The organism is Exiguobacterium sp. s7 (assembly GCF_018618195.1).
Classification (GTDB): domain Bacteria; phylum Bacillota; class Bacilli; order Exiguobacteriales; family Exiguobacteriaceae; genus Exiguobacterium; species Exiguobacterium mexicanum_A.
The window spans coordinates 42,838-55,165 of the sequence record NZ_JACSLO010000013.1; the positions used below are offsets into that span (position 1 = coordinate 42,838).

General features: G+C 57.2%; 8 protein-coding genes. 3 read left to right on the forward strand and 5 right to left on the reverse strand.

Annotated features, from left to right (window positions below; genetic code table 11):
- Positions 1 to 23 precede the first annotated feature (23 nt).
- Positions 24 to 2,897, reverse strand: a complete 2,874-nt coding sequence (uvrA, locus tag KNP79_RS13260) for an excinuclease ABC subunit UvrA (RefSeq protein WP_029595043.1) — start codon at positions 2,895 to 2,897, stop codon at positions 24 to 26.
- Positions 2,898 to 4,874, reverse strand: a complete 1,977-nt coding sequence (gene uvrB / locus KNP79_RS13265) for an excinuclease ABC subunit UvrB (RefSeq protein WP_251132975.1) — start codon at positions 4,872 to 4,874, stop codon at positions 2,898 to 2,900.
- A 144-nt stretch (positions 4,875 to 5,018) separates the two neighbouring features.
- Here uvrB and KNP79_RS13270 point away from each other — a divergent pair, with 144 nt between their 5' ends.
- The 3 genes from KNP79_RS13270 to glpK all read left to right on the forward strand — a co-directional run bounded on the left by KNP79_RS13270 (position 5,019) and on the right by glpK (position 8,230).
- Complete coding sequence (locus KNP79_RS13270) at positions 5,019 to 5,873, forward strand: sulfite exporter TauE/SafE family protein (protein ID WP_215192742.1); 855 nt, start codon at positions 5,019 to 5,021, stop codon at positions 5,871 to 5,873.
- Positions 5,874 to 5,974: 101 nt separating this feature from the next.
- Positions 5,975 to 6,682 (forward strand): MIP/aquaporin family protein, encoded by a 708-nt coding sequence (locus KNP79_RS13275; RefSeq protein ID WP_034778546.1) that lies wholly within the window; start codon positions 5,975 to 5,977, stop codon positions 6,680 to 6,682.
- A gap of 30 nt (positions 6,683 to 6,712) precedes the next feature.
- On the forward strand, positions 6,713 to 8,230 hold the full coding sequence (gene glpK, locus KNP79_RS13280) for a glycerol kinase GlpK (protein ID WP_214823210.1): 1,518 nt from the start codon (positions 6,713 to 6,715) through the stop codon (positions 8,228 to 8,230).
- Positions 8,231 to 8,271: 41 nt separating this feature from the next.
- Here glpK and KNP79_RS13285 read toward each other — a convergent pair whose 3' ends face one another.
- The 3 genes from KNP79_RS13285 to KNP79_RS13295 all read right to left on the reverse strand — a co-directional run bounded on the left by KNP79_RS13285 (position 8,272) and on the right by KNP79_RS13295 (position 12,310).
- Positions 8,272 to 9,408 (reverse strand): PDZ domain-containing protein, encoded by a 1,137-nt coding sequence (locus KNP79_RS13285; protein WP_215192744.1) that lies wholly within the window; start codon positions 9,406 to 9,408, stop codon positions 8,272 to 8,274.
- 40 nt (positions 9,409 to 9,448) lie between these two features.
- On the reverse strand, positions 9,449 to 10,852 hold the full coding sequence (locus KNP79_RS13290) for a S41 family peptidase (protein WP_215192746.1): 1,404 nt from the start codon (positions 10,850 to 10,852) through the stop codon (positions 9,449 to 9,451).
- A gap of 99 nt (positions 10,853 to 10,951) precedes the next feature.
- Positions 10,952 to 12,310, reverse strand: coding sequence for a murein hydrolase activator EnvC family protein (locus tag KNP79_RS13295; protein ID WP_215192748.1), 1,359 nt, complete (start codon positions 12,308 to 12,310; stop codon positions 10,952 to 10,954).
- Positions 12,311 to 12,328 lie beyond the last annotated feature (18 nt).

Genomic DNA, 12,328 nt, shown 5'->3' on the forward strand with positions numbered 1-12,328 from the left:
CCGTTTCTCATCATTTCTATACCTTACTTACGTTTTCCTGCTTTCGGTTTCGCTCGGGCCGCATCCCGTTCTAACACCGGTTTCAAATACTTGCCGGTGTACGACGCGGCGACTTCGGCGACTTCTTCCGGCGTCCCGGTCGCGACGATCGTACCGCCGCCGTCCCCGCCTTCCGGTCCAAGGTCGATCAAGTAGTCGGCCGATTTGATGACGTCGAGGTTATGCTCGATGACGAGCACCGTGTCCCCGTTCTCGACGAGGCGTTGCAGCACTTTCAACAGACGAGCGATGTCGTCGACGTGAAGACCCGTCGTCGGCTCGTCCAAGATGTAAATCGTCTTCCCGGTCGAACGTTTATGGAGCTCGGAGGCGAGCTTGACGCGTTGCGCTTCCCCGCCGGACAGTTCCGTCGCCGGTTGTCCGAGTTTCATATAACCGAGACCGACGTCAAAGATCGTCTGGATCTTGCGCTTGATTTTCGGAATCTTGTCAAAGAAGTCGAGCCCTTCCTCGATCGTCATATCGAGCACGTCGGCGATCGTCTTACCTTTGTACTTCACTTCGAGCGTCTCACGGTTATAGCGTTTCCCGTGACACACTTCACACGGGACGTAGACGTCCGGCAAGAAGTGCATCTCGATCTTGATGATCCCGTCCCCGCGGCACGCCTCACAGCGTCCGCCCTTGACGTTGAAACTGAAGCGCCCTTTCTTATAGCCGCGCATCTTCGCCTCGTTCGTCGACGCGAACACGTCACGGATATCATCGAATACACCGGTATATGTCGCCGGGTTCGACCGCGGCGTCCGTCCGATCGGTGACTGGTCGATATCGATGACTTTGTCGATATGGTCGAGTCCTTCAATCTTCTTATGCTTCCCTGGTTTCGCCTTGGCCCGGTTGATGTGATGAGCGAGCGATTTATACAGAATCTCGTTGATGAGCGTCGATTTCCCGGAACCGGAGACGCCGGTGACGGCGATGAACATACCGAGCGGGATCGAGACGTCGACCCCTTTCAAGTTGTTCTCTTCCGCCTTCAAGATCTTCAAGAAACGCTCGTCCGGCACTTTCCGTTCGGCCGGGAGCGGGATGAACTTCTTACCGGACAAATATTGGCCCGTGAGCGACTTTCGGTTCTTCATGAGCTGTTTCGGCGTCCCGGCGGCGATGACTTCTCCGCCGTGTTCGCCGGCACCCGGTCCGATGTCGATCAAATAATCGGCTGCCATCATCGTGTCCTCGTCGTGCTCGACGACGATGAGCGTGTTACCGATGTCACGCATCTGTTTGAGCGTCGCGATCAAGCGGTCGTTGTCACGCTGATGCAACCCGATCGACGGTTCATCGAGGACGTATAGGACGCCCGTGAGCCGTGAGCCGATTTGCGTCGCGAGACGAATCCGCTGCGCTTCTCCACCCGAGAGCGTCCCGGCGGCGCGTGACAACGTCAAATAGTCGAGACCGACGTTGTTCAAGAAGCTGAGCCGCTCACAAATCTCTTGCAAGATGAGACGGGCGATGGCGATATCTTTCTCGCTCAACTCTGTCATGATTGAGTCGAACAACTTGATGGCGTTGACGACGGACAGTGAGGTCACTTGCCCGATATGGTGGCCCGTGATTTTGACGGCGAGCGTCTCTTCTTTCAACCGATAACCGCTACATGTCGGACAAGCGTGTGTCGCCATGTACGTCTCCATCTGTTCACGGATATAATCGGACGTCGTCTCTTTATAGCGGCGCTCGATGTTGCGGAGCACCCCTTCGAAGAAAATCGTGTTCGTCCGGACTTGTCCGAAATCGTTCTCGTAACGGAACAAGAACGACTCTTCGTCCGTCCCGTGCAAGACGAGGTCTTGGTCACGCTTCGACAGACGTTCGAACGGCACGTCCATGTCGATGTCAAAGTGTTTGCACATCGAGGCGAGCAGTTGCGGATAATATTGCGAGCTTGTCGGCTGCCAGGCGACGACGGCGCCTTCCTTCAGCGTCTTCGACGGGTCCGGGATAACGAGTTCCGGGTCGACATCAAGCTTCGTACCGAGCCCGTCACACGTCGGACAGGCACCGAACGGCGAGTTGAACGAGAACATACGCGGCTCGAGTTCGCCAATGGAGAAGCCACAAATCGGACAAGCGTGATGTTCGCTGAACAGGAGCTCGGTGCCGTCCATCTTGTCGATGATGGCTCGGCCGTCGGCAAGGCGAAGCGCCGTCTCGAGCGAGTCGGCAAGACGACCTTCGACGTCAGCGCGGACGACGAGGCGATCGACGACGACTTCGATCGAATGTTTCTTATTCTTATCAAGCTCGATCTCATCGGTCAGTTCGATCGTCTCGCCATTGACACGAACGCGGACGAACCCTTCCTTTTTGAGCGAGTCGAACACTTTGACGTGCGTCCCTTTGCGGCCCGAGACGATTGGCGCCAGGATTTGCAGGCGCGTCTTCTCCGGCAGTTCCATCACTTGGTCGACCATCTGTGAGATGGTCTGGCTCGAGATTTCGATACCGTGACGCGGACAGACCGGTTTCCCGATGCGAGCGAACAAAAGACGTAAGTAGTCATAGATTTCCGTCACCGTTCCGACGGTCGAGCGCGGGTTACGGCTCGTCGTCTTCTGGTCGATCGAGATGGCCGGGCTCAGCCCTTCAATCGTATCGACGTCCGGTTTGTCCATCTGTCCGAGGAATTGACGGGCGTAGGCCGATAGACTCTCGACGTAACGGCGCTGCCCCTCGGCGTAGATGGTGTCGAACGCAAGTGACGATTTACCGGAACCGGACAAGCCCGTCAAGACGACGAGCTGGTCCCGTGGAATATCGATATCAATGTTTTTCAAGTTGTTGACGCGCGCCCCTTTAATGACGATCGCATTTTTCTTTTCAGCCATTTAATTCCCTACCTTCAACTCCAAGATTAAGTCACGCAATTCGGCCGCCCGTTCGAACTGGAGGTCGCGGGCCGCTTGTTTCATTTCTTCTTCTAGCTTGGCGATGGCTTCCTCACGTTCAGCCGGCTTCATCGAGCTGAGTGATTCGAGCACATCCTCCTCGGCGTCGACCGTCGCGCGGATGACGCCGCGTACTTCTTTACGGATCGTCTGCGGCGTGATGCCGTGTTCTTCATTATAAGCTTCTTGAATCGAGCGACGACGATCGGTCTCTTCAATCGCGCGCGTCATCGAGTCGGTCATCTTATCAGCGAACAAGATGACGTGCCCGTTCGAGTTCCGCGCCGCCCGCCCAATCGTCTGAATGAGCGATCGGTCCGAACGAAGGAACCCTTCCTTGTCGGCGTCTAGAATCGTGACGAGACTCACTTCCGGGATGTCTAGTCCTTCCCGCAGTAAGTTGATTCCGACGAGGACGTCGTATTTTCCGAGACGCAGGTCACGGATGATCTCAATCCGCTCGAGCGTCTTGATTTCAGAGTGCATATAGTTGACCTTGATGCCCGCTTCACGCAGATAGTCCGATAAATCCTCGGCCATCTTTTTCGTGAGCGTCGTCACGAGGACGCGTTCGTCCTGTTTGATGCGGTCGCGAATTTGGTCCATCAAGTAGTCGATTTGTCCTTTGATCGGATGAATCTCGATCGTCGGGTCGAGCAGTCCTGTCGGCCGGATGATCTGTTCGATCATGTGCGGGGTATGCTCGAGCTCGAACGGACCTGGTGTCGCCGAGATAAAGATCGCTTGCGACAACTTCTTCTCGAACTCGTCGAACTTGAGCGGACGGTTATCTTTAGCTGAAGGCAGGCGGAACCCGTGGTCGACGAGCACTTGCTTCCGGGCCTGGTCACCGTTATACATGCCGCGTACTTGCGGGAGCGTCACGTGCGACTCATCGGCGACGAGTAGGAAGTCTTTCGGGAAGTAGTCGATGAGCGTGTAAGGCGTCGCCCCTGCCTCGGTCAAGTTCAAATGACGCGAATAGTTTTCGATGCCTGAACAGTAGCCCATCTCACGCATCATCTCGAGGTCATAGTTCGTCCGCTGTTCGAGACGCTGGGCTTCAAGCAGTTTGCCTTCCTCGCGGAACTTCGCGAGCTGTTGTTCGAGCTCGGCCTCGATGTTGACGATCGCTTTTTGCAGCTTCTCGTCGCGGGTGACGAAGTGGGACGCCGGGAAGATTGAGACGTGCTCGCGGTCGGCGATGATCTCGCCGGTGAGCGGGTCCATCTCGCGGATGCGATCGATTTCGTCTCCGAAGAACTCGACGCGCAAGCATTGTTCGTCGCGTGACGCCGGGAAAATCTCGACGACATCGCCGCGGACACGGAAACGGCCGCGCTGGAAATCGATATCGTTCCGTTCATATTGGATGTCGATCAGTTTGCGAAGCATCTGGTCGCGCCCCATCTCTTTCCCGACACGGAGACTTATGACGAGACTGTTATATTCTTCCGGGTTACCGAGACCGTAAATACAGGAGACGGAAGCGACGATGATGACGTCGTCGCGCTCGAACAAGGCCGATGTCGCCGAGTGGCGGAGTTTATCGATCTCATCGTTGATCGAGGCGTCTTTCTCGATGAACGTGTCGGTCGACGGCACGTACGCCTCCGGCTGGTAATAGTCGTAATAGCTGACGAAATATTCGACGGCGTTGTTCGGGAAGAATTCCTTGAACTCCGAGTAGAGCTGTCCGGCGAGCGTCTTGTTGTGGGCCAAGACGAGCGTCGGCTTCTTCACTTCTTGGATGACGTTCGATACGGTGAACGTCTTCCCGGTGCCGGTCGCCCCGAGCAACGTCTGGTACCGGTCGCCGCGATTGACGCCCTCGACGAGCTGTCGAATCGCCTCCGGTTGGTCGCCGGCCGGCTTATATTCTGATTGTAAGTCGAACGGAACGCTAATCTTATCCATATATATTCCTCGCTTTCTGTTCCTTGCATATTGACTTGATTATAGCACATACACGAACAAATATTCGCTTCTGACACGCTTCCCAAATCGTTCCGCTTTTCGTTATCATGGAGAGTGAATCTAAGTAGAAACGAGTTGGTCGTCATGTGGTCACTTCTCTTCATCCCGCTCGGTGCCATCGTCGGCGCCTTGTCCGGATTCTTCGGCATCGGCGGCGGGGTCATCATCGTCCCGGTGCTACTCTTTAGTGGTTATTCGGCAGCAGAGGCCGTCGCCACGTCGCTCCTGTTCGTCGTCGGGACGAGCCTGTCCGGCGCGAAGAAACATACGTCGCTCGGCAACGTGTCTTGGTCGACCGGCATCACGGTCGGACTGACCGGCGCCGTCACGGCACAGCTGTCGAGCCGCCTCGTCCTCTCGATCTCGGGGACGTATGATTGGTTACTGAACTTATTTTATCTGGCTATCCTATCTTATTTTGCCGTTACGCTATTAAAGAAAACATCGAAACCGCAGAAGCCGAAAAAATCGACCGTTCTCGCGGGGATGATGATCGGAGCGATGGCCGGACTGTTGTCCGCCCTCCTCGGCATCGGCGGCGGGTTCATCATCGTCCCGCTCCTCGTCAGTTGGCTCGGCTTCACGACGCATCGCGGGGTCGGGACGAGCCTTGCTGCCGTCCTGTTCATCTCGCTCGGCGGACTCGTCGGCTATCTGCCGTCGCTATCGCTCGATTATGTGACGCCGCTTGCCCTCGTCCTCGGGGCGTTCATCGGCGCGCCGATCGGGGCATCCCTCACGGACCGTTACGACGATAAAGAGATTTCGCGACGCCTCGCTTGGCTCTACCTCGCCGTCATCGCTTCGATCCTCCTCGACCTTGGAGCCACGAGCTTTCCCCCGCTCGCGTACGTGAGTTTGATGGTCCTGCTCATCTTTCTCGTCGGGATCGGCCTCGACTTCAGACGCCGGATTACCAATCAAAACCACTTTTCATAAGAAAAGTGGCTTTTTTTGCATATTCGGTTTTGAAACGCTTTCATTTGGGGCATATAATGAAGTGGTAAGCCAAATTTAATATGGAAGGAAGGGAGTATCACATGTCAGCATTCGTCAGCGAAATTATTGGTACAATGCTACTCATCTTGCTCGGTAACGGTGTCGTCGCCGGCGTCGTCCTCCGTCATTCGAAAGCGGAGAACGCAGGTTGGGTCGTCATCACGTTCGGTTGGGGCTTCGCCGTTATGATCGGGGTATACGCAGCCGGAATCTATGGAGGGGCTCACTTGAACCCTGCCGTGACGGTCGGTCTCGCGACAGCAGGCTCATTCCCTTGGGCTGATGTGCCAGCGTATATTTTGGCACAATTCATCGGGGCGTTCATCGGGGCCGTCCTCGTGTATGTCCATTACAAGCCGCACTATGATGCGACCGACGACCCGGGCGCCAAATTGGCGACATTCTCGACCGCACCTGGGATTCGTAGCACACCGTTCAACGTGATCGGAGAAATCATCGGTACGTTCGTCCTCGTCTTCGGAATTTTATCTTTCGGGGCCAACACGTTCACGGACGGTTTGAATCCGCTTATCGTCGGTTTCCTCGTCGTCTCGATCGGTCTCTCGCTTGGTGGTACAACGGGATATGCCATCAACCCGGCGCGTGACCTCGGACCGCGGATTGCACATGCGATCCTTCCTATCAAAGGCAAAGGCACGTCGGACTGGGGCTACTCATGGATCCCGGTCGTCGGACCGATCATCGGGGCGGTCATCGCCGCATTGCTGTACGGTATTCTCGTACCATAATCTTTCTAATTTCTAAGGAGGCTCTCTCATATGGAGAAAGAAAAACGCTACATCTTAGCACTTGACCAAGGAACGACAAGCTCACGGGCGATCATCTTCGACCACGACGGAAAAATCGTCACGACCGCTCAGCGCGAGTTCAAACAATACTTCCCTAAGCCAGGCTGGGTCGAGCATAACGCCAATGAGATTTGGGGTTCTGTCCTCGCCGTCATGGCCGAGGCGTTCGGTTCGGCCGACATCGATCCAAAAGAGATCGCAGCTATCGGGATCACGAACCAACGGGAAACAGCCGTCGTCTGGGAGAAGTCGACAGGACGTCCGGTTTATAACGCCGTCGTCTGGCAATCGCGTCAAACAGCCGGTATTTGTGATGAGTTGAAGGAAGCCGGTCATGCCGACTTGTTCCGCGATAAGACAGGCCTCTTGATCGACGCCTACTTCTCAGGCACGAAAGTCAAATGGATCCTCGACAACGTCGAAGGCGCCCGTGAGAAAGCCGAAGCCGGTGACCTCCTCTTCGGAACGATCGACACTTGGCTCATCTGGAAACTGTCAGGCGGCCACGCCCACGTCACGGACTACTCGAACGCGTCACGGACGCTCATGTACAACATCTATGAGCAGAAGTGGGACGATGAGTTGCTCGAGATCTTGACGGTACCGAAGTCGATGCTCCCGGAAGTCAAACCGTCGAGTGAAGTGTACGCCAACACGATCCCGTACCACTTCTTCGGCTTCGAAGTTCCGATCGCCGGCGCGGCCGGTGACCAACAGGCAGCCCTCTTCGGTCAAGCCTGCTTCGAGTCAGGAGAAGGTAAGAACACGTACGGTACAGGTTGCTTCATGCTCATGAACACGGGCGAAGAAGCCGTCAAGTCGGACCATGGTCTGCTCACGACGATCGCATGGGGATACAACGGTAAAGTCGAATATGCGCTCGAAGGTTCAATCTTCGTCGCCGGTTCGGCCATCCAATGGCTCCGTGACGGACTCCGTATGCTCAAGTCGGCGAAAGACACGGAACAGTACGCCAACCGCGTCGAGACGACAGACGGCGTCTACGTCGTCCCAGCCTTCGTCGGACTTGGTGCCCCGTATTGGAACTCGGACGTCCGTGGTGCCATCTTCGGCCTCACGCGCGGGACGGAGAAAGAACATTTCGTCCGGGCGACGCTCGAGTCACTCGCCTATCAGACACGCGATGTCTTGACGGCGATGGAACAAGATTCTGGCATCGAGTTGAAGACGCTCCGCGTCGACGGCGGTGCGGTCAACAACAACTTCCTCATGCAGTTCCAAGCGGACATCTTGGACGTCCCGGTCGAACGACCTGAAGTGAGCGAGACGACGGCTCTTGGTGCCGCCTATCTCGCCGGTCTCGCCGTCGGGTTCTGGAAAGACCAAGCAGAGATCAAACAACAGTGGAAACTTGACCATCAATTCGAACCGAAGATGGACGACGCACACCGCGAAAATCTGTATAAAGGCTGGCAACACGCAGTCGAAGCGACAATGGGCTTCAAACCATCAAAACTTGAACTTTAATTGAACGCACGAAAGGGAGCATCCGCCAAGGATGCTCCCTTTTATAGTTTCCGTAACCGCAGACGCGGGCTCGCCGGTTCGGCGACGAACAAGATGCCGAGCTCGTGCGGGTCGGTCTCGTACATCGCCCGTTGCACGAAACGGATGTCCCCGTTCAAGTTGAGCACCTCGAGCTTGATGTACGGTTTATGCAACTGGAGCGCCTCATAGAAGCTGCTCCCGCCCGTGATGACGGTCCCGTTCACTTTGTAGATCGATTCACCCGGGATGAGCTGCATCGCCTCGCCCGGTGAGCCCGGGAGCGTATCGATGATGACCGCGCCCCGGTTGCCGTTGATGAACACCGGCGTCGTTCCTCGGTTCTCCCGCTTGATGAGTTGCAATGCGAGCTCATACAAGACGAACAGACCGAGCAATCCGTAGGCCGCGTACGGGACGTCGATGGCGTAGGAAGCCCCGACCAAACCGATGGCGATGAGCGCGAGCAGGCCTCGATACAGGCTCAAGCGGCCGAGGAGCGTCCCTGGGAGTGCTCCCGTCGACAGCAGGCTCACCCCGATTGGGATCGGCAAGATGATCGGCACTGGGCCGTCGAGACCGAAGGACGGGGGTAGGAAGACGACAAGCGGGAAGAACCAGAGCCGTTTGACGACGTGGCCGCCGATGAATTGGCCCCGTTTGGACAAGATGAGCGTCGGTGACGTCTCGACCGGACCGTTCCACCGTAAGAGGATCGCTTCCGCGAGCGTCACGACACCGAACACGAGCGCATACACCGGCCAGTCGACCTCGGCCAATCGATCCATCCACCCTGTCAGTCCGCCATACTCGATGACGTCACGAAGCGCGACTGCCGTCAGCATGATCAAAAACGGGAACGCTGGGCTGCTGAAACGCGGGTGCATCGTCAAGACGATGAGCGCGTAAAGCACACTGAACGTCACGACCCATTCCCAGTTGACGGTCGTCTCGAGCAGAATCAGCGCCGCCGAACCGATGACGGCAAGGAGCAGGCTCGGCCATAGAAAATGGCGCCAGTCCGATTTCGGCGAACGCCGACGCGAGCGGAACATGCCCCGCTCCCGTTTGATGCGCGTCATGGATATGTAAGCGAGGGCGACGAGCGTCGCCCAGAGTAGCGGACTACCGATCAAGGTCAACAAAGCAGTAAAACTCATTCGTAGAACGTCCACACTTGTCCAATCCTTTCCCTAATCCTTATTTTGCAGCTTCTTCGAGCGCGCGATTCAATTGGGCATCGTTCGCCTCATCTTGAATCTCCTCGAGCAAGCGTGACTCGAGCGCCGACGCCGTCGCTTCATTGACGATCCCGTCTTCCGGCAAGTTGTTGTCGGCTTGGAAGGCACTGACGGCACGGCCCATCGTATCACCGAAATAGCCCGGCTGTCCGCCCGGCTCATAGCCGATGCCCGTCAACACGGTATGCAAGTTCGAGACCGCTTCCCCGTAGTCCCCGACTTTGAGCGTATCCGCGTCGGCGAGGATGCGGGTGACATTGAAGTAATCCGGTTGATCGACCTCGACGTCCGGTTCGATGCCTTTCTCGTTGATCCAGTTCCCGTCCGGTGTGAGCCATTTGCTCGTCGTCAGCTTCAAGTTGCTGCCGTCCTCTAAATCGAACGCCGTCTGGACGACGCCTTTCCCGAACGTCTTGTTGCCGATGATCGTGGCCCCGGCACCTTCTTTGAGGGCTCCGGCCAGAATTTCAGACGCCGATGCCGACCCTTCGTCCGTCAAGACGAACAAGTCGTACGGCTTCGCTTCCCGGGCACGGCCGCTCTGCGACTCGCGGTCCCCGTCCGCATTCTCGATTTGGACGACCGGTTTGTTCGTCGGGACGAATCCTTCGGTCATCTCGATGACGGCAGGGAGCAATCCACCCGGATTGCCTCGTACGTCGATGATCAGGCTATCGATCCCTTCCGATTCAAGCGCCTCGAGCTGCTCTAAAAATTCGTCCGCCGTCGGCTCGGAGAATTGGGTCACCTCGATATAACCAACCTTTTTTCCGTCCTGTTCTTTCACTTCCGAGTAGACGGTCTCGATTGGAATCGTGTCACGTGTGATCTCATAGTCGGCCTCTTGTCCGCCGCGGCGAATCGTGAGCGTGACGACGGTCCCTTTCTCGCCCCGGATGAGCTGAACCGCCTCTTCGACGGCCATCCCTTCGATCGACTCGCCGTCAACCGCCGTGATGACGTCGCCGGCCCGGAGTCCCGCCTCTTCGGCCGGTGCGCCCTTGATTGGAGCGACGATTAAGATGTCTTCTCCTTTCTTCTCCAAAGTCGCGCCGATTCCTTCAAAACTCGACTCGATCGAGTCGGTGAACTGTGACGTCTCTTCGGCGTCGAGGAAGTCCGAGTACGGGTCGTCAAGCGCTCCGGTCATACCGTCGAGCGCTCCCGTCAACAAGTCCTCTTCCGAGATGTCCTTGAGCGAATGCGTCTCGATCAATTGCCGGACTTGGTCGACCTTGTCCCAGCCTTCTGCCTTCGGTTGAATCGGCAGCGCCGTATCCGTAAACGCCATCGTCGCGAGCCCTGCACCGGCTCCGGCGACGAACGTGGCGCCGGCTAGTAATCCTGCGGTTGTATTTTTCACGGGTGATTCCCTCTTTTCTCTTTGTCAGTCTTTCATTCAGTATAGCAAAAAGTTCAGAAAAACGGACGCGTTCCACAAATTTGGAACACGTCCGTCTCATCAGTAACCGATATAAGGACCCGGGTCGACCGCATTCGGTTGCCCTGGCGCCCATTGTCCGCGATGTAATTCGAAGTGGAGATGCGGTCCCGTCGACCAGCCCGTGTTACCGAGCGTACCGACGGTCTGGCCAGCGGACACCGTTTGCCCAGACGAGACCGTGATCGAGTCGAGATGGGCATAGACGGTCGTCCAGACGGCCCCACCGACGATGTGGGAGACGAAGACGACGTTGCCGTATCCGGTCGCCGGCGCCGCCTTGATGACGATGCCTGGTGCCGCCGCGACGATCGGGGTCCCGGTCGCATTGACGAGATCGATGCCGCGGTGCGACTCCGCCACGCCTGTCAATGGGTTTTGGCGAGGACCGAACGGGCTCGACACGTAACCGGACACCGGACGGACGAACGAGGTCGCCGGCCCCGACACGTTCGTCGGGGCTTCCGCAGGCGGTGGGGTCGTCGGTGCTGGTGAGGCCGTGGCCTTCTCGTCCGACTGTCCTTTCGCTTCCGCTGCGGCTTTGGCCTCGGCCTGTGCTTTCGCCTCGGCTTCTGCCTTCGCCCGTGCTTCCGCTTCGGCTCGAGCCTGCGCTTCGGCCGCTTCTCGTTCCGCCGTGGCGATCGCTTCGAGCTGCCCGGCGATGATGCGGCTCTGTTCGTTCATGAGCGCCTGCTCTTCGGCACGGCTCATTTTTTCAAGTTCGAGCAGTTCGACCTGTTCGTTCAGCTCCGACAACAAGTCGCGCTTCTGTTCGGCGGCGACGTCGAGCGCTTGTTTCGTCACGACGAGCTCACGTTCTTTTTGTTTCAAGAATGACAGCTGCGTCCGTTGCCGTGCCTCGAGCGTTTCGAGCCGCTCGACTTCATTCATGTAGGTATGTATGAGGTCCCGGTCCTGCTCCGCGATCGTCTGCGCGGTCAACAGCCGCGTCACGAAGTCTCCGAACGAGCGGGACTCAAAGACGACTTGGAGATAGGACCGGTCCTCGTGTACTTGAAGCACACGAAGACGCTCACTAAGGAGCGCCTTCTGGCTTTCGAGGTACTGCCCTTGGGCAGCGAGTTGATCACGGGTTTCCTCGAGCTCAGTGCGCGCCGCGTCCGCTTCTTCCTGCTGGACGACGATCTGTTCACTTAATCCCTCGAGACGTTCGTTGACGGCGCGAATCTCTGTCGATACCGCGTCGCGTTCCGCCTCGGTGATGTCGAGCTCGGCGTCCGTCTCGTCTTGCGCTTTCTTGGACTCCTCCAATTGATTGGATAGACGATCTTGTCGTGCTTTCAGCGTGTCTTTCTCCGTCGCCATGACCGGCGAGGCAAGTAGCGTCAAACTTAATCCAAGCGCAAGCGAACGTTTCATCCGCCAACTCCTCCTCAT